Here is an 18,810-nt window from a genome sequence, read left to right as displayed (position 1 = left end):
GCTGAAGCCTAATTCGTTTTGGACAGCTTCGGCCGTTATTTTTGAGGTTAATTGTGACTACTATTGTTTCAGTAAGACGTAATGGCAAAGTCGCCATTGGTGGCGATGGCCAAGTATCACTGGGTAATACAGTGATGAAAGGCAACGCCAAGAAAGTCAGACGTTTATATAACGACAAGGTATTAGCTGGCTTTGCTGGTGGTACTGCTGACGCGTTTACCTTATTTGAACGTTTTGAAAGCAAGCTTGAAATGCATCAGGGCCATTTAACTAAATCTGCCGTAGAATTGGCCAAAGATTGGCGCAGCGATCGTGCCCTTCGCAAGTTAGAAGCGATGTTGGTGGTTGCTGACGAAACCGCCTCTTTAATCATTACCGGTAATGGTGATGTTGTTCAGCCTGAGCATGATTTGATTGCTATTGGTAGCGGCGGTAATTACGCGCAATCAGCAGCCCTTGCTTTGATTGAAAATACCGATTTATCTGCAAAAGAAATCGTTGAAAAGTCTTTAACTATCGCAGGCGATATCTGCGTGTTCACCAATCAACACCATACGGTTGATGAACTTTAAGTCGTACGAAATTACAGGAATATAAACATGTCGAATATGACACCTCGTGAAATTGTTTCCGAATTAGACAGTCACATTGTTGGCCAAAATGACGCGAAAAGAGCCGTGGCCATCGCGTTGCGTAATCGCTGGCGCAGAATGCAGCTTAATGAAGAGTTGCGAACAGAAGTTACACCTAAGAATATCTTGATGATCGGCCCTACAGGGGTTGGTAAAACAGAAATTGCACGACGACTTGCCAAACTAGCACACGCCCCTTTTATTAAAGTGGAAGCTACTAAGTTCACTGAAGTGGGTTATGTGGGTAAAGAAGTAGAAACAATCATTCGCGATCTTGCTGATATGTCGATCAAGATGACCAAAGAGCTAGAAATGGCTCGCGTTAAACACTTAGCTGAAGAAGCCGCTGAAGAGCGTATTTTAGATATCTTATTGCCCAATCCTCGTGATGGCTTTGGAAATGATGAAAAAACGGATAATGCCAGTACCCGTCAAGTGTTTCGCAAGAAATTACGCGAAGGGAAACTGGATGATAAAGAAGTCGAACTAGACCTAGCTGCATCACCAATGGGCGTGGAAATTATGGCGCCTCCTGGCATGGAAGATATGACTTCACAATTGCAGAGCATGTTCCAAAACATGTCGGGTGAAAAAACCAAAAAGCGCAAGTTAAAAATTAAAGATGCGTTTAAAGCATTACAAGAAGAAGAAGCCGCAAAAATTGTTAATCAAGAAGACATCAAGGAAAAAGCCTTAGAAGCTGTAGAACAAAATGGCATTGTTTTCATTGATGAAATTGACAAAATTTGTAAGCGTGGTGAATCTTCTGGTCCAGACGTTTCTCGTGAAGGTGTACAGCGTGACTTATTACCCTTAGTGGAAGGCTCAACCATTAGCACTAAGCACGGCATGGTGAAAACGGATCATATTTTATTCATTGCATCCGGTGCATTCCAAATGTCTAAGCCATCAGATTTAATCCCTGAACTTCAAGGTCGCTTACCTATCCGTGTTGAATTACAGGCACTGACCACTGAAGACTTTGTTCGCATTCTGACAGAGCCCAGCGCTTCGTTAACAGAGCAATATATCGCATTAATGAAAACCGAAGGTGTTGATATTGAGTTTACAAAAGACGGCATAGACGCGATTGCGAATGCGGCATGGCAAGTAAACGAAAGCACTGAAAATATTGGTGCACGACGTTTACACACCATGCTGGAGCGCTTAATGGAAGAAATTTCCTTCACCGCCAACGATCGCGCCGGCGAAAGTATTATTATTGATGCTAAGTATGTTGAAAGTACTTTGAATGAAGTGGTTCAAAACGAAGACTTGAGCCGTTTCATTCTATAATTTATTGAGTACAAAAATGACTTCAATTACGCGTTTTGTTTTAAACATGAAATACAAACAACTGCACCTAGTCTCTAGTAACCAAGAGAAAGGTGAAGATGAAACAATGTGTTTTCCCATGGAGTTTTTACGCGTAATTGATCATGAAGCTGATAAACTGCATGCCCATAAAAAATCCAAGCCTACATTAATCACGAACAGAAAAGGTGTGCTTTTGGTGGCAGTTGAGTCAGTAGGAAAGCATGGCTTTAGGCTGTTATTTGATGATCAATTTCAAAGAATTGTCACCGAAGAAGAGCTTGGCTACCTTTATGCTAATCAGAGCGTACTGTGGCAGCAATACCTTGATGACATTAAAAGTAGCGGCCTCACTCGTGAAACCGCTATTGAAATTAAAGCGCTATAAGCGCTTCATTTACCGGCTAGCCAAGCTAACTGCGTTGTGATATCCACTACACCGTAAATTTACTTAACTCTTTCTGCAAAACTTGTGCTTGCTGTGAGAGCTCTTCACTCATCTCTGCATTTTGATGTGCCATTTGCCCTGATTGCTCAGCGACGTCACGAATTGAGACAACATGTTTATTCACTTCTGATGCCACCGCACTTTGTTGTTGTATCGCGGCAGCTATTGCTGTATTCATGTCCATGATAGTGGCTACGTCGTTAGTAATTTCTTCAAGCATAGTACCTGCACTGCTCGCCTCTGACGCACTATCGTCTCCCTGAGAACGGCATGACGCCATATGTTTAACAATTTCCTGAGTACGATTTTGTAAAGAATTAATAATTGATTCAATTTCTTGGGTAGAGTCTTGTGTGCGGCTCGCTAACGTCCTGACCTCATCGGCAACTACGGCGAATCCGCGACCTTGTTCACCAGCTCTTGCTGCTTCAATCGCAGCATTTAACGCTAGTAAATTAGTTTGCTCTGCTATGCCACGAATAACATCTAATACTGAACCGATTGTCGCGCTGTCTTTAACCAATTCGTTAATGACTTCTTCAGATGATAGTAATTGCGTTGACAATTGATCTATCTGAGTGATCGTTGACTCAACACCACTGCGTCCTTTATCAGCATTTTGATTAGTTACTTCCGCTTTCATCGCCGCTTCTTGTGTGTTGGCTGCAATTTCATCAACCGTAGCAACCATTTCAGTTACGGCGGTAGCGACCATATCGGTTTCCTGCATTTGAGCACTGACACCAGTGTTTGCAACATTGATATTTTGTGCCAGTTTATCTGTTGCGTCATCAATCATTTCAACAGAGTGATTAACTTCTACAATAAGCTCTTTAAAACTATCAATCATGGCATTGAAATTCTTAGCCATCTCGCCCAACTCATCTTTAGAGTCAGTATTCACATTAATGCTTAAGTCTTTTGTGTGAGCGATCTTGTTCATTGTGGATTGCAATGTATTAATTCCGCCCACAATATTTCTACTTAAATACAGCCCAAATGCGGCGGCAATAAAGAAGATAACGAAGAACACGCCATAGGCAATCATCTCTACAATTTCTGTTTGCTTATCTACAATCGCTTTGCTTCGTGTGACTACACTGGTTAATAACTTTTCTATACGCTGAACAGTAATTCTAATTTCACCTTGTACCCCTTCATCAATAGAAAAACCAAGAACTTTTTGCGCATCAACTAGCTTAATGAAGGCAGCTTTATATTCTTCAAGCCGAGTATTAATAATGGCCTTTCCATCATTGCTCAGCTCACTTAACTGGACATCACTTTGAAATTTAACAAGATTATCAAGCCATTTGGTAACGTATTTTTCATCTAATCTCAGCATGAAATCTTTTTCATTTCGACGCAACTGCAACATATTGCTGAGCAATTGTTGATCTTCACTACCAATTAACTCTTCCACTTCATGCACTGCATTACGTAGTTCACCGTAAAGCGCATCTTTGGGATGCATACCTATGTTGATTTGAGCATCTACTAATTTCGCAAATAGTTGTTGATATTGTTTAAAGGCTCCTTGCATTTCATCGAGCTCTTTCACCTCTAATTCTTGTTTAGCAAAGAACGTCTCTAAACTGGCAGTTTCCGCAAACAGCTTTGATATAGTCTTGTTAAACTCATCATGATACTTGGTCTCTTTACGGCCTTTGAAGTTTGTTTCTGTTGCCCTTAGTTGGGCCATATGGCCTTCAATATTGCTAATCACGCGAGATACTTCAATATCAGCTTTTAATGCTGAAATAGAGAGTTCCATCAACACCAACAAAATAATCATTGCCACCACAGTGATACCCGAATTCATAATACATTTATGTTTGATCAGCATATAGGACCCTTTCTTTAATGCTTTTTTGGATACAAGTTATGTGTAGTATAGTCCAAAATAAAACGGGTATTGCTAATGTAGGTTTTTTCTATTAGTGGAACGATATTAGTTATTTAGCTTTAATTTGATAGTGGCTTTGGCTTTAGGTGATACAGGGTTATTTTCGAACGAGATACTTTGCCAATTCTTGTTCAGGAACAGGCTTACTGATGTAGTAACCTTGAATTGCGTCACATCCCAAGTTTCTGAGCATTTGCAGTTGTTCAGCCGTTTCAACGCCCTCTGCTAGCACTCTTTTACCTAAACCATGTGATAATTTAATCATTGATTTAACAATGGTGACGTCCGAGTCATTCGAGGCCATTTCCTTGATAAAGCTTCGATCAATCTTAATCTTATCAATCGGTAACTCTCTTAAATAGGCCAAGGACGAATAGCCTGTACCAAAATCATCAATGGATACCTTGATTCCAAGGTTTTGCAGCGTAACAATGGTATTCATCGCCATATGCAGGTCGGTCATTACGACATTTTCCGTAATTTCCAGCTCGAGATATTTTGGCGACATTTCATACTTTAGTAAAAATTTCTGAATCGTCGAAATGAGTCGTGGATCTTGAAACTCGACAGCGGTCATATTGACAGCGATGGTGATACGCTTTTTGTAATTTTCAATCCAACGTTTGTGAGCTTGACAGGCTTTCTCCAAGACATAAACATCAAACCGACTATTAAGGCCAAGCGCTTCAACGTCCGATAAAAAAGCATCTGGCGATAACACTCCTTTTTCCGGGTGGTTCCAACGAACTAATGCTTCCACGCCTTCAAGTTTGTTAGTAAGTAAATTCAACTGAGGCTGATAGTAAAGCTCAAATTCTTCATTTTTTATTCCATGCTTAATGGCCTTTTCCATCGCCAATAAATGCCGGCCTTGCACTTCCATTTCATGACTGAATTCCGTGCTAGCAATATTATGTGTTTCTGCATGATACAAAGCCAAGTTCGCGTTTTGTAGTAAGTCTTCTGCACTTTTTGAAAACTGTGGAAAACAGCAATACCCCAAGCTACATTGAACGAAAATATCTTGGCCATCGAACTGAAATGAACGTCCGATCAATTCATGAATATGATGTGTCACCTGCTCAATCTCTTGCTTATTATCGTAATCAATGACAATTACAAAAGAATCACCACTGAGGCGCCCGACAATAAGTGGTTTGAATATGCTGTTTCTGATCCGGTTAGCAATCTCACCTAATATGAAGTCACCCGTTTTAAGACCATAAGTATCATTGATGAATTTGAATCGCTTGATATCAATTAAAATCACGCACAACTTATTATCTTTACGAGCCGATTTTTCCATTATTGTCGGTAATCGCTCTAAGACTTGTGCTCGATTTAGTGTCCCTGTTAGGCTGTCATGTTTGCCTAGGTATTGTGCTTTATTCATGGCAGTTACAGCAGCATTTCGCTCTGCGCCTTGCATCCATATTAACATGGAAAAACCCAAGACTGCGCTGCTGCCTATATCAAAATACATCGAGAAATTCTGTAAATATTGAAACCACCATTCAGTCAATGCCACAGTCGACGCAAAAGAATAAAATAAATACTTGCCGCCGCAGGCAATAGAAAAATAAGTGAATATACGGCTCGAAAAATGATGTGGCTTATGCCAGATTAAAAAACTACTCATCGCAAAAAATGTGCAACCAATTAAAAAAGCAGGCAGGGTTTCACGTAAATAAAAACGGTCATAGACGTGAGTAGGATCAAAGGCACAAATTAACGTATTTAGAACAGATAAGACAAGTACAGCAATAATACTAATGATCACGACTTTCGGGACAATACGATGACCTTTCTTTGCAGAAAATATACCCAATGTCAAAAATGTGATGAACATGAATCGGCTGAATTGATAGAGCCACTCTAACAATATTTTGCTAGGCACTGTATCCGGTAACAACGCGGTAAGCGATTGCACAACCATGATGATATTGTACAGACATACAAACCCTAGGCTAACCGTCCAAAGTTTAACGTATTGACGCCCAAGCCCTTGATAAAACATCCACAGCAAAAAGGTTAGGACACCAAAAACTAAGGCTTCTGTTGAATATAAAAACGTCCTAGCTGCTATGTGTTCAATCATTAAATACTAAATAATGCATATTATGTTACCGTTTATTAAATATGCTTTCAGCGGTTATTACAAGCATGTAAGTTAGATCAGCCCTTATATTGCTACAAATTTATATTGTTAATTGCACTGATATGGGATATTGATGAAAAGCAGTGTTACACTAAGTATGATTTAAACACTAAGAATTTGAACCACGAGAGTACTGATTATGGAATACAATACATCTGAGCTATGCAATACTTATTCTGATTTAGTCGATGTTCTAGAGCCTATATTTAGTAATTATGGTGGAAGAAGCTCTTTCGGTGGTCAAGTAGTTACAGTGAAGTGTTTTGAAAACAATGGTTTGATCGCGAAAATATTAAGTGAAGACGGTACAGGTAAAGTGCTTGTAATCGATGGAGGAGGTTCTACTCGATGCGCCTTAATTGACGCAGAAATTGCAGAATCTGCTTTTCAAAATAACTGGGAAGGTATTATCTGTTACGGCAGCCTTCGTGATGTGGATGCAATTGAGGAGATCGACATAGGTATTCAAGGGCTTGTTTCTATCCCTGTTGGAGCCAGTGATGAGATGACTGGTGATGGCGATGTCGCAATAAATTTTGCCGGCGTAACCTTTTTACCTGACGATCATATTTACGCAGATAACACTGGCATTATCTTGTCGCCTGAGCCACTTGATATCGAGTAATTATTTTTTGGTTTCTGCCTGAGGGTTCTTGCTATACCACTGTTTTATCCATGTTGATATTTCACCTGTAGGAATGCCTCCACTGATCACGTGACCTTGTAACATAGACCCTCCCATAACATCATACATTTTCAATACTTCTTTATTGTCAATATGACTGGCGACAAATGGCAATTTCATTGTTCTTGCCAAATTTATCAATGAGTTTACTATGGCTTTTTCTGCCGAATTTTCTGCATTAGGTTGAAGTTGCTCACAACTGATTTTAACTTGATTAACCGATAACTTTCTAATATAACGAAGAGACTCATAACTACCTGTAAAATCGTCAATACTGATGGCCACTTCTAACATTTTGAGCTGATCGATCATTGATTTAGCACGGTCACATGCCACCACCATAACAGGCTCTGTCAGCTCTATCATTAAGTACTTGCCGGCTATGTTGAAGTGTTTAATTTGCTCTTCAATATAATCAACAAGATCGGGCTCTAAGATATCTGTACTCGATAAACTGATTGAAACCGGTTGATATATATTATTTTTTTTCATTTCACAAAGCAGTTTAAATGCATTTTGTATCATTTGTTTACTGAGCTGGTATAACTCGCCGCTGTTTTCAGCCAACTCAAGGAACTCTCTAAGTTCAATATAATCATCGCCTAAGTGTCGCCATTTAACCTTTAGTGAGAACCCGGTAATTTTCTTACTGCTGTTTTCGATGATGGGTTGAGCAAGCCATAATAGGCTATCGTTCTCAATGTCTTGTTTCAATCGTTCCATTTTTAGCAATTGCTGTTCGGTGTACAATGAATCTTGCGCATTATAATACTGGAATAAGCTACGCTCTCGTTCAGCAACTATGACTGCATCGCCTGCATGAGCGATGACTTCTGATACAGATTTTCCATGTTCACCGACAAAGGCAATACCACAAGCGAGCTCAAAATTAAGAGAAAAACTCTTAAAACTCATTGCCTCTGGAACAGCCTCAGCCAACTGACGGCACAAATCTTCTACCAGTATTTTTTCAGGGTAATGACTATGAGTTACATCAATGACGGCAAGAAAATGTAAACTCTGTAATCTGGCTAATCGCGAAGTCTGGTTCGAATAATCAAAATTGATTAAGTTGTCATTATTGGCAACTTGTTTTTGCAAGCAGTAGGCTAATTGCAAGAGTAGAATGTCTGAGTTCTGATGTCCTAACACTTCATTAACATGCTCAAAATTGATCGGCTTTATCACTACTACAGCGTAACGTGCAGTGTTCTCCTGCTTAAACAGATTTTCTAACCTAATAAGAGCCTGTTGATATGAAGGCAAGTTAGTGGCGGGATCATGCATAAACGAAAACATTTCTTGCGCATTTAGCTGTTTACTTTCTTCAATTTGAGATTGATTGATCTGATCAAAAATCCGCTTAATCAAATACCAGTTGCCATTAACCATTGTCGCTATAAACAATGAAACTAAAGACAAGATCAACCATAAAACATCAACTTGGGCATTTAACCAAAAAAATACAGTACAAACAAAGAAACCTGCAACCAGCCATTGGCCAACATGACGAAACACTTCTGTGTGCTTCATTCTGGACTGAATTACAATAAAAGAGGCGCCGCAAAGCAGCACGAGACTGCTAGCTACAAGCCAACCAATGTAAGCATCCAACTGCGGGATAAACCAGACAGAGAAAAGGTAGATGATTACGACACCTGATAGCACTTTAACAGACATGGCAAAATAGTCAGTTACACCCGATTTTTGCACTTCATCTTCTCTAGTTGCGGATGAGATTTGCCAGATGTAAATCAATGCCAATGTCAGAATAGCGAATGAAAGTAATGCCGGTATTTGAATCTGCTCAAAGTAGATCAATGAGTATAAAAAACCCAACACACCACACATGATACCCGAAAAGTAATACCACTGATTAGGTACAGATTTACGAATCAAAATCGACAACAGTATGACCGGCAAAGATAGGCCTAAAACAAACGCGATATTGAATTCAATAAAAGAAAACAACCGCGGTGCAGAGAAAGCGGGAAATGAGGCCATTAATAAATAAAAACTTACGATTAATGACCGAGTGCTTGGCAAGTGCTTAACGCAGTTACAATCCATATACAGCCTGCAATACCTTGGCATTAGTTATTGATTTAGATTAATAAATTGAGCTCGATTTGTACAGTAATTCTAAAACAACTCCGATGATATTTTATCTTGATCAACAAATGAGCAATTTTTCACTATAACACTACTCTTCCCGATTTTATTAACTTAACCAATGGATTGACTCCAAACTGATAACATAACTCGGCAGGTTGGTTGATATTCCACATTGCGATATCTGCATCAAAACCAACTGCCAATTGTCCTTTGTTTTTCTCTAGCCCTAAAGCTTTAGCACCAAAACATGTGACACCGGCAAGCGCTTCAACAGGTGTCAATTTAAATAGCGTACAGCCCATATTGAGCATTAATTGAATTGAATGAATTGGCGAAGTACCGGGATTAGCATCAGTCGCAATTGCCATCGGCACTTGATGCTTTCGCAATAGCTCTATGGGTGGCAATTGGGTTTCACGAAGGAAGTAAAACGCCCCAGGCAATAAAACAGCAGTCATGTCTGCTTGCTTCATTTTTTCAATTCCATTTTCATCTAAGAATTCGATATGATCAGACGATAACGCCTGATATTTAGCCGCTAATGCACTGCCACCGAGGTTCGATAATTGCTCAGCATGAACTTTTACCGGTAAAGAGTGCTGACTAGCGGCATAAAAAACCTCTTCTGTTTGCTCAATATTGAAACCAATACCTTCACAAAAGACGTCAACGGCGTCAGCAAGGCCTTTCTCCACCACTGCCGGTAGCATTTCATTGCAGACTTTCGAGATGTATTCATCTGCTTTGCCTGCAAATTCAGTTGGCAGAGCATGTGCCCCCAGAAAAGTTCTTTTTATCGTTACCGGCAAATGCTCTTCAAGGTTCGTGGCAACTTCAAGCATTTTGATTTCAGTTTCTGTATCCAAGCCATAACCAGATTTAATTTCTACGGTTGTCACCCCTTGTTGATGCAACGCTTGCAACCTAGGAAGAGCGCTTTCGATTAACTGTTCATGGGTTGCGGCGCGCGTTGCAGTAACAGTTGAGACAATACCACCGCCAGCTTTGGCAATTTCTTCATATCCTTTGCCCTGCAGACGCATCTCAAACTCATTGGCTCGACTACCACCATAGACAAGGTGCGTATGACAATCGATTAATCCAGGAGTCAGCCATTGCCCTTCACCATCAATAACCTCCAATAAGGTTAAATCAATGTCCGCCAATTCAGATTGTGCGCCCAGCCAAGCAATTTTTCCGTTACTTATGGCAATGGCGCCATTATTGACTTCTCCGTAACTGTTTGCAGCATCGGTCATAGTCGCCAAATGTACATTAATAAGAACGATTTGCCATTGAGAAGAATTAATGTTCATGAGATATCCTAGAAAGTGTAACGAGTAACACGCTGTAAGTTAGGCGTAAATTAAGATCAGGATTATAGAGTAATTTTTCGAAAGATGACGATCCTTTTTATAATAATTTTTCATTTCCCGGATCAATCAATTTCTAGGATTTCAATCCATTCAATTTGGCAACATTAGAAAATCATTGACCACCCTTTGATTATCTCCTTGTCAATTTTTTACCACCCACCCCCACGTAACACTTTGAAAATATTCACTTAATAAACCACATAAAACGTAAGCACCTGTATTTTCTCGATTTCTATATTTTACTTTACATAAAGTTGTATATACAACATAATATTCCGATATTGGTATATACAAGTGTAACATTGGCATGGCGAAAACAACGCAAAGTGCGGCAAAGTTTAGCGTAATTAAACAGTATATTTGTGATCAAATAGAGTCCGGTGTATGGCATGAAAATGCCAAGGTGCCATCCGAAAACGTGCTAGCGGATCAGTTTTCCGTTTCTAGAATGACTGCTCGTCGTGCACTACAAGAGCTGACCGAGCAAGGCTTGTTAGTAAGAACGCAAGGTGCAGGCACTTTTGTTGCAACATTCAAATCCCAATCTTCGCTTTTAGAAATCAAGAACATTGCTGATGAAATTGAAGCTCGAGGGCATCAACACCGCTCTGAGCAACTGTGCTTAGAAGTTGTCGATGTAACAGAATCAATTGCGATTTTATTAGGCATGAAAAACAATGACACCTTGTATTACTCAGAAATATTGCATTTTGAGAACGATGAGCCAATACAACTAGAACAGCGTTACGTTAACGGTACGCTAGCGCCGTCTTATCTTGCTCAGGATTTTGATCGAATTACCCCTCATGAGTTTTTATCAACAGAAGCGCCTTTGACGGAAGCAACACACGAAATTGAAGCTGTACTAGCTAAGCCGACCATTTGCCAGCTACTCAGCATTGAGAAACATCTACCCTGTTTACAAGTTAAGCGTCGTACTTGGTCAAGCCAAGGCGTAGTCAGCTTAGCTATTTTAACGGCTCCCGGTAATAAATACCGTTTAGGTAGCCATTTAACTTTTTAATGTAGGAGCGTTAGTATGACGTTTAAATATGGTATTGACCATCTAGATCTTGATATTGTAAACGGTATTGCAAATGGCAGTATCGAAGCAGAACTTTGCCAAGAAGCTTTAGATAACATTGAGATAAGCCGTCAACGCGTAGAGAAAATGGCGGCTTCAGATAAAGCAGTATATGGTATTAATACAGGCTTTGGTCCGTTGTGTGATACACAAATTACCCCTGAAGAAACTAACTTACTACAAAAAAACCTCCTTATCACTCATGCTGTCGGCGTTGGTGAGCCTATTGCTAAAGACATTTCGAAGCTCATGCTCATTACTAAAGTGCATGCATTAAGCCAAGGATTTTCTGGTATTCGTTTAGCTACCGTTGAAAGAATGTTGGCGTTTATCAATCTTGACCTTATTCCTGTTGTACCAGAGCAAGGTTCAGTGGGTGCATCAGGTGATTTAGCACCACTGTCTCACTTATTTTTACCACTACTGGGTGAAGGTGAGTTCTGGCAAGATGGTAAACCAGTACCAGCGGCTAAGTTACTAGAAGAAAATGGCTTAGCACCAATGGAATTACACGCCAAAGAAGGTTTAGCACTAATTAATGGGACTCAATTTATTTTATCGCATGCCATTACTGGTTTAACTAAAATGCGTTATTTACTAGATCTTGCTGATTTAACCGGTGCTATGAGCATAGAAGGTATGCAAGGTAGTGAGTCACCGTTTAGAGAAGAGCTTCATGCTACGCGCCCCTTCCCAGGGAATGTTGAAGTGGCCGCTCGTATGCGCAGCTTCTTTAAGGATTCAGAAAATATGTCATCGCATACCAACTGCGATCGCGTGCAAGACCCATACTCATTACGCTGTATTCCACAAGTCCATGGCGCATCACGTAATGCCTATAACCATTTAAAAGAACTTGCTGAAACTGAAATGAACTCAGTAACTGATAACCCAATAGTTATCAGTAGTGAGGAAGCCATCTCTGGGGGTAGCTTCCACGGTCAACCATTAGCTATGGTGCTTGACTATGCTTCAATTGCTGCTGCAGAATTAGGGAACATTTCAGACCGTCGTTGTTACTTATTATTAGAAGGCTTACATGGTCTACCACGCTTATTAACCTCTTCTGGGGGCTTAAACTCAGGCATGATGATCCCACAATACGCAACCGCCGCATTAGTTACGGAAAACAAATCACTTTGTTTCCCACCATCTGCTGACAGCGTACCAACATCAATGGGTCAAGAAGATCACGTCTCTATGGGCAGCATCTCGGGTCGCAAGCTAAACCAAATATTAGGCAACTTAGAAAAAATAATTGCCATTGAATTAATGTATGCCGCACAAGCTGTAGACTTTAGACGTCCAAATAAATGCTCAGATATCATTGAATTAAATCATCAAGTGATTAGGGCCAAGGTAGCTAAACTTGAAGAAGATAGGCTGTTAAAACCTGATATTGATGCCATGATTGCATTAGTAAAATCACAAGCATTTACCGTTAGCTTAGAACAATAGAGGGAATCACCATGAGCTTTGAAGAAACTATTAAACAAGGTATCCCAAGCAAATTGCCTGCAGCAAGGCCATACCCAGCTGATGCTAACCGAGCGCCTAAGCGTAAGGATATTTTATCAGCTGATGAGAAACAGTTAGCAGTAAGAAACGCTCTACGTTACTTTCCAAAAGAGTGGCATCAAGAATTAGCAACTGAATTTGCGCAAGAGTTAAAGGACTTTGGTCGCATTTACATGTACCGCTTTAAGCCTAACTACGACTTAAAAGCGCGTGCAGTGACTGATTACCCGGCTAAATGTGAGCAAGCGGCTGCGATTATGTTGATGGTTGATAACAATCTTGATCCAGCTGTTGCACAACATCCTGAAGAACTAATTACTTACGGTGGTAACGGTGCGGTGTTCCAAAATTGGGCACAATACTTATTAGCAATGAAGTACTTAAGTGAAATGGAAAATGACCAAACGTTACATATTTACTCAGGACACCCTATGGGGTTATTCCCATCAAGTGAAGACGCTCCACGAGTTGTAGTAACTAACGGTATGATGATCCCTAACTATTCTCAGCCTGATGATTGGGAAAAGTTTAATGCATTAGGTGTTACTCAGTATGGTCAAATGACTGCGGGTTCATTTATGTACATTGGCCCACAAGGCATTGTTCATGGCACAACCATCACAGTGATGAATGCCTTCCGTAAAGTGTTAAATAAAGGCGACAGCTCAAAAGGTAAAATCTTCTTAACTGCTGGTTTAGGTGGTATGAGTGGTGCACAGCCAAAAGCGGGTAACATTGCTAACTGTATTACTGTATGTGCTGAAGTTAATGCTCATGCAGCGACTAAACGTCACCAACAAGGTTGGGTTGATGAGTTAATTGATAACATGGGCGAATTGATTGCCCGTGTTAAAACCGCACAAACGGCTGAAGAAGTTGTTTCTATTGCCTATATTGGTAACGTGGTTGATGTATGGGAAAGTTTTTATGAACAAGAAATTTTTGTTCACTTAGGCTCAGACCAAACTTCACTTCATAACCCATGGTCAGGCGGTTATTACCCTGTTGGTATCTCTTATGAAGAATCAAACCGTTTAATTCGTGAAGAGCCAGAAGTTTTTAAAGTAAAAGTACAAGAAACTCTTAAACGTCATGCAGATGCGGTCAACAAGCACACTGCGCGCGGTACTTACTTCTTCGATTACGGTAATGCTTTCTTACTTGAAGCATCTCGTGCAGGTGGTGATGTTATGGCTGAAAATGGCATCGACTTTAAATACCCATCATATGTTCAAGATATTTTAGGCCCTATGTGTTTTGACTATGGTTTTGGTCCGTTCCGTTGGGTATGTGCGTCAGGTAAACCAGAAGATCTCGATAAAACTGATGCAATTGCTGCGCGTGTGCTTAAGAAAATCATGCAAGAATCTCCTGAAGAAATTCAGCAGCAAATGCAAGATAACATCACTTGGATTGAAGATGCGAAGCAAAACAAATTGGTTGTTGGCTCGCAAGCACGTATTTTATATGCTGATGCGCAAGGTCGTATGGAAATCGCAAAAGCCTTTAACGATGCAATTGAAGCAGGTGAAATTGGCCCAGTAGTACTTGGTCGAGACCACCATGATGTTTCAGGCACTGATTCACCGTTCCGCGAAACCTCTAACATTTATGATGGTAGCCGTTTTACTGCTGATATGGCGATTCACAATGTTATAGGTGATAGCTTCCGTGGTGCAACTTGGGTATCGATTCATAATGGCGGCGGTGTTGGTTGGGGTGAAGTCACTAATGGCGGCTTTGGTATGTTACTTGATGGCTCTACTGCTGCTGAGCGTCGTTTAAAGTCCATGTTATTGTTTGACGTAAACAATGGGATTGCTCGTCGTAGCTGGGCACGTAACGAGGAGGCAAACTTTGCCATAAAACGTGAAATGGCACGCACACCAAAACTTAAAGTCACGTTAGCCAACATAGTAGAAGACGATATCTTGGACAACTTGTCATTGTAAGCTGCCAAAACTAGGTTGCGTTACTAAGACCACAAAAGCCGAGTTTTACTCGGCTTTTTCATTCCATTATCAAATAGCTCATGGGCTATACCCTTTACTTTATCTGGTCTGTCATATGTTTGTCGTTATAATGACGTAACGATTGTCTTCCTATTTCCGAAAAATTCATCCACATTTGTCGACGGAAATTGAGGTTGCAATATTGGAGTTTAATAAATGCAAATTTCACCGGAAAAAATTAAGCACTTCCGAAAAGAGAATGGCTGGTCGCAAGAAGTACTAGCGAAAGCTACAGGGTTAAGTTTACGTACAATTCAACGTATTGAGAAAGACGGTAATGCATCTTCGGAAACTCAGCTTGCTCTTGCTGGAGCATTGGATAAACCTTTAAAATTGCTTTGCCACGTTTCCGAACAAATTGAAGTTTTATGGAAATGGAGAAGTATTATGCAAAACTTAATCGCACTTATCGTCGTCATTTGCGCAGTAGGTATGCTGCTATTGTTTGGTGGTGATCTAGGAATGTTCGCTGATTTTTATGGGGCGCTATTCTTATTATTATTCATGTATGCCTGCACGATAATCGCCTTTAGTTCTCACGGATTATTTAAATCAATCGTGGGGTTGAAATTTCTCTTTTCGAGCGAAATTACGCCCTCAAACTATACAAAGCATTTAGCAACAATCTATAAAAAACAGCTAGCATTTCTTTATGGTGGCTCGTTCATCGCGTTTGTGGTTGGTAGTGTTTCTATTTTATCCAATCTAGCTAATATTGAAACGATGGCAGAATTAGGAGCAGCTTGGGCAGTCAATTTACTGATATTTTTCTATGCATCAGTAGGTGCTGAAGGAGTATTACGCCCACTAGCAACAAAGTTGTCGAGTTAAATAGCACCAGCAAAAGCTGATAAATAAAGAGCTGAAAGCCGTTAGCAGCACTTAACTTGCTAACGGTTTTATTCAAACAACATAAAGCCTATTGACAAAATCATACACATGGATGCGAATATTAATATTGGTTCGCGAATTCGAAATGCACCACTTTGATAGCGTTGATGCAAGAATTGTCCGAACAAAAATATTGTTGTTGTCGTTGCTGCTATAAGAAAATGCACCAATAATGTTGTTGGCTCGCTGTTTTCTTTCCAGAGAAACACAGGCCCTGAATAGTTAACAAAAAACAAATTCAACAAAGACACGTGCAGCCAAATAATGGCAAACAATATCAATGGTTTTTTAAAAGAAATGCTTTTCATTAAGGCTTACAAAAAAATGGATCTGACTATAGGGCAATTATACTTGGTCTGACACTAGCAAGAAACAGAAACTATTGATTATTATCAGCACTCAACCAAGCCAATAAATCATCAACGACAAAGGAGTAGCTAAGCGTTTGCTGCAATTTCTCACCGTTTATTATTTTACAGGGGCTTTGAGCGATTTCACGATCAAACTGTGGCGGCACTAACTCTTGAACCGCTGCCGCTTTTTGATAAAAAAGTTCACGGGTACTATCACTCGGGCTGACACAGTTAAAAATACCAGATAAATGGGGCTGTTCAATAAATTTAGCAATGATGTTAACGGCATCACTTTGATGGAGTAAATGTACTTTTGCATCGGCATCTTTCAACTGTGTTTTACCTGCCAAAAACGAACCGGGAAATCGCTTTGGCCCAACGAGTCCCGCCAACCGTAAAACTTGTGCGTGTCCATTAAAGCTAAGTACACTTTGCTCAGCAGCATTTAATTGCCGTACTTTATCCACTGACAAATTTAATTCACTTTGTTCACTTAATTCGCCTGTAAGGCCAGTATAAACACCTGTACTGCTGAGCAAAATGACTTGCCTAACATGATGACGCTGCGCATGTGCAACGATACTTGCAACGTTATCGGCATAATCCGTCGCTCCGCGTTTGAACCCAGGCGTAATAGCAATAACCACACAGTCAAAGTCGTCCAGCGCAAGTTGTTCAATGCCACTACTTTCTGAAGACAAATTGACTTGCTGTATGGATAGGTTTAAAGCTAGTGATTCCGAGCCTTCAATTTGAGCAATTTTCTCAGGCGTTCGGCAGGTAGCGATAACGCTATAATCAAAGTTCACAAGTAAGGAAGCTAACGGCTGACCCAGCCATCCGTAACCAATGATCGCAACTTTTTTAGTCATTGCCAGAACTCCCTTTCATTTTACTTTGTGCTTGGTGAAATTGTTTAATTTGCTGGACTAGATCTTTAGTAAGAGCATTTGGCATCGGAATGGATAAATTGTATTGAGCGATCTTCCACCCTTGTTCTGTTTTAATAAGTACACCAGAGCCTCTCGTTTGACCGTAAGACGCATTTATCAGCGACTCATCAAAAAACGCCACTGATTTATTTGCTAAGACCGTTACATGACGCTCAGTCGGCGTGTATAACCATCCCCTGCCTTCGGAAAAATATGGCCTTACAAATTCTGCAAAGCTTTCTTTCGTCCACCTTTCATTGCCGTCGGTGCCAATGAAAATGGCCTCTTTAGCTAGCAAGCTAAAGTATTTGTCAAAATTCGCCTCTGCGGCGGCTTGGTGAAAAGCATCTAAGTTTTGTTCTATTTTCGGCGTCTCATTAATGAATTCCGTAGCATTTGCTTGCAATAGCATATTTGCAAAGAATACAACGGTAATAGGCAACTTCTTAAATAGGTACTTCATTATATTTAGTCCATTTTAAGTTTGTTTTGTTTTAGCAATAGCGACATATTTACCAGTAAATACAGCGCAAAGCGATTCACCGCAATAAATATGGACGGTGATGTTCATTTTTCCGTGACGACCGTTTTCAATCGGCGTCAAATCACCTTTTACCTCTTCAGCAGTGACAACTCCATGCCCTGCACCAGATACAGGTCTTAAATATCTTATATTGGCATCTGCCAAGACAATATCAGCATCTAGCGCTAAGTGCTGAAGCTGGAAATATACCCAGCCCCACCCTGTCAACGTAGCAAGCGTGTATATGCTGCCGGCAAACATCGTGTTATGTAGGTTTTTATTAAACTGTGGATCACAACTAGTAATGAATTTTTTCCGATCATAATAACAAGCGTTTAAATTCATGGCTTTGCTCAGCGGGATGGTTTCATGCCAAATTTCTTGTAAAGTGTTCGCCAGCGATTGTTCAATGGCCTCACTAGCTTCTAGTGATTTTGACATCAGAAAGTGTTGGATCTCACCGTAAAGTAAATGTGATTTTTCTATCAACTGATACCCCAGTGCTTGATAAAAAGCTAATGACACTTCCCGGGCATTTAAATTAACGCTCGTTATGCCACGCTCACGTGCTACTTTCTCTAGTTCATCCATTAATATACGACCGATACCTTTACCTTGCTGACCTCCATCAACGGCGACGTAACGCACTTGAGCAGTAAATTGATCGTCAAAATGTAGACGAGCGACCGCAATCACTGATTTAGTATCTTGATCAATGATCATTCGGTGAAGTGCTTGGCTTTCAAGTTCATCTTTTTCACTTCCTTGGGGTTGTTGCCAAGGTGCTCTAAGTTGTTGCCATCGAAATAAATAATAGGCGTTTAACTCTTCTTGAGATTGAGGTGTAATTACTAAATTCATTA

The 18,810-nt window shown here is 40.3% G+C and carries 16 protein-coding genes; 8 read left to right on the top strand and 8 right to left on the bottom strand.

Annotated elements, in window-relative coordinates; translation table 11 throughout:
• Positions 1–53: 53 nt before the first annotated feature.
• Genes hslV through QUE03_RS01415 form a run of 3 tightly spaced genes read left to right on the top strand, consistent with a single transcriptional unit; the run spans position 54 to position 2,334 of the window.
• A complete protein-coding gene (gene hslV / locus QUE03_RS01425) occupies positions 54–572 on the top strand; it encodes an ATP-dependent protease subunit HslV (RefSeq protein WP_286264351.1) in 519 nt (172 codons plus the stop codon).
• A 27-nt stretch (positions 573–599) separates the two neighbouring features.
• Entirely contained in the window at positions 600–1,928 is a 1,329-nt protein-coding gene (gene hslU / locus QUE03_RS01420; protein WP_286264348.1) for an ATP-dependent protease ATPase subunit HslU, read from the top strand.
• Between the two features lie 16 nt (positions 1,929–1,944).
• Positions 1,945–2,334 carry a hypothetical protein gene (locus QUE03_RS01415; protein WP_286264346.1) on the top strand — a complete coding sequence of 130 codons (390 nt, stop codon included), beginning with the start codon at positions 1,945–1,947 and terminating at the stop codon, positions 2,332–2,334.
• 46 nt (positions 2,335–2,380) lie between these two features.
• On the opposite strand, the gene QUE03_RS01410 is transcribed toward QUE03_RS01415, so the two are convergent.
• Both QUE03_RS01410 and QUE03_RS01405 read right to left on the bottom strand, forming a co-directional pair.
• The gene (locus tag QUE03_RS01410) at positions 2,381–4,240 is read right to left on the bottom strand and encodes a methyl-accepting chemotaxis protein (RefSeq protein ID WP_286264345.1); all 1,860 of its coding nucleotides are present in this window, start codon (positions 4,238–4,240) and stop codon (positions 2,381–2,383) included.
• A gap of 157 nt (positions 4,241–4,397) precedes the next feature.
• Positions 4,398–6,398 carry a putative bifunctional diguanylate cyclase/phosphodiesterase gene (locus QUE03_RS01405; protein ID WP_286264343.1) on the bottom strand — a complete coding sequence of 667 codons (2,001 nt, stop codon included), beginning with the start codon at positions 6,396–6,398 and terminating at the stop codon, positions 4,398–4,400.
• Positions 6,399–6,597: 199 nt separating this feature from the next.
• On the opposite strand from QUE03_RS01405, the gene rraA reads away from it, so the two are divergent.
• Positions 6,598–7,083 (top strand): ribonuclease E activity regulator RraA, encoded by a 486-nt coding sequence (gene rraA, locus QUE03_RS01400; RefSeq protein ID WP_286264342.1) that lies wholly within the window; start codon positions 6,598–6,600, stop codon positions 7,081–7,083.
• Here rraA and QUE03_RS01395 read toward each other — a convergent pair whose 3' ends face one another.
• Together QUE03_RS01395 and hutI are read right to left on the bottom strand one after the other, a co-directional pair.
• Positions 7,084–9,147, bottom strand: a complete 2,064-nt coding sequence (locus QUE03_RS01395; protein ID WP_286264341.1) for an EAL domain-containing protein — start codon at positions 9,145–9,147, stop codon at positions 7,084–7,086.
• A 191-nt stretch (positions 9,148–9,338) separates the two neighbouring features.
• On the bottom strand, positions 9,339–10,574 hold the full coding sequence (gene hutI / locus QUE03_RS01390) for an imidazolonepropionase (RefSeq protein WP_286264340.1): 1,236 nt from the start codon (positions 10,572–10,574) through the stop codon (positions 9,339–9,341).
• Between the two features lie 367 nt (positions 10,575–10,941).
• Here hutI and hutC point away from each other — a divergent pair, with 367 nt between their 5' ends.
• From hutC to QUE03_RS01370, 4 genes are all read left to right on the top strand, one after another.
• Positions 10,942–11,658 (top strand): histidine utilization transcriptional repressor HutC, encoded by a 717-nt coding sequence (gene hutC / locus QUE03_RS01385; protein ID WP_286264338.1) that lies wholly within the window; start codon positions 10,942–10,944, stop codon positions 11,656–11,658.
• Between the two features lie 15 nt (positions 11,659–11,673).
• The gene (gene hutH / locus QUE03_RS01380; protein ID WP_286264336.1) at positions 11,674–13,176 is read left to right on the top strand and encodes a histidine ammonia-lyase; all 1,503 of its coding nucleotides are present in this window, start codon (positions 11,674–11,676) and stop codon (positions 13,174–13,176) included.
• A gap of 11 nt (positions 13,177–13,187) precedes the next feature.
• A complete protein-coding gene (gene hutU / locus QUE03_RS01375; RefSeq protein ID WP_286264334.1) occupies positions 13,188–15,188 on the top strand; it encodes a urocanate hydratase in 2,001 nt (666 codons plus the stop codon).
• 216 nt (positions 15,189–15,404) lie between these two features.
• Positions 15,405–16,079, top strand: coding sequence for a helix-turn-helix domain-containing protein (locus tag QUE03_RS01370; RefSeq protein ID WP_286264332.1), 675 nt, complete (start codon positions 15,405–15,407; stop codon positions 16,077–16,079).
• A 68-nt stretch (positions 16,080–16,147) separates the two neighbouring features.
• Here QUE03_RS01370 and QUE03_RS01365 read toward each other — a convergent pair whose 3' ends face one another.
• The 4 genes from QUE03_RS01365 to QUE03_RS01350 form a co-directional block, all read right to left on the bottom strand.
• On the bottom strand, positions 16,148–16,447 hold the full coding sequence (locus QUE03_RS01365; RefSeq protein WP_286264330.1) for a hypothetical protein: 300 nt from the start codon (positions 16,445–16,447) through the stop codon (positions 16,148–16,150).
• A gap of 71 nt (positions 16,448–16,518) precedes the next feature.
• Positions 16,519–17,364, bottom strand: a complete 846-nt coding sequence (locus QUE03_RS01360) for an NAD(P)H-binding protein (protein WP_286264328.1) — start codon at positions 17,362–17,364, stop codon at positions 16,519–16,521.
• Positions 17,357–17,887, bottom strand: coding sequence for a nuclear transport factor 2 family protein (locus QUE03_RS01355; RefSeq protein ID WP_286264327.1), 531 nt, complete (start codon positions 17,885–17,887; stop codon positions 17,357–17,359). The genes QUE03_RS01360 and QUE03_RS01355 overlap by 8 nt, the downstream gene beginning before the upstream one ends.
• 15 nt (positions 17,888–17,902) lie before the next feature.
• Positions 17,903–18,808: a bifunctional GNAT family N-acetyltransferase/hotdog fold thioesterase gene (locus QUE03_RS01350; protein WP_286264325.1), complete on the bottom strand. Its 906-nt coding sequence runs from the start codon at positions 18,806–18,808 to the stop codon at positions 17,903–17,905.
• Between the last annotated feature and the right edge of the window lie 2 nt (positions 18,809–18,810).

The sequence above is a fragment of the Thalassotalea atypica genome (assembly GCF_030295975.1).
GTDB lineage: Bacteria > Pseudomonadota > Gammaproteobacteria > Enterobacterales > Alteromonadaceae > Thalassotalea_F > Thalassotalea_F atypica.
This window is presented reverse-complemented; position numbering and strand designations above follow the sequence as displayed.